Raw genomic sequence first — 245 nt, 5'->3', positions numbered from 1 at the left:
GGCGGCGCGTTCGCGCGCCTGGTCCAGGGCGATGTGGTACGGCCTGATCAGCGGCGCGGCCGGGGAGCTCTTCAGGCGCGACCGCACTTCCTCGCCGGAGGCGTCCAGCTCGGCGATTTCCTTCTGCAGCGCAGCCGGCGAGATCACCCCGCCGTTGCCGATCAGGCACAGCGCGTCTTCACGCAGGATGCCCGACGGTATCAGGTGCAGCACGGTCTTTTTGCCATTGATGACAAGGGTGTGGC

The 245-nt window shown here is 67.8% G+C and carries 1 protein-coding gene; it reads right to left on the bottom strand.

The window, feature by feature from the left end; all coding sequences use genetic code 11:
* Positions 1 to 245: adenylosuccinate synthetase (locus tag ACQG3P_RS21835; protein ID WP_426806220.1), on the bottom strand; the 245-nt coding region annotated here is incomplete at both ends.

Origin of the sequence: Stenotrophomonas sp. SrG (assembly GCF_050031795.1) — a bacterium.
GTDB classification, from domain to species: domain Bacteria; phylum Pseudomonadota; class Gammaproteobacteria; order Xanthomonadales; family Xanthomonadaceae; genus Stenotrophomonas; species Stenotrophomonas rhizophila_A.
The sequence above is the reverse complement of the archived record's forward strand: the minus strand, read 5'-3'. Positions and strand labels throughout refer to the sequence as shown.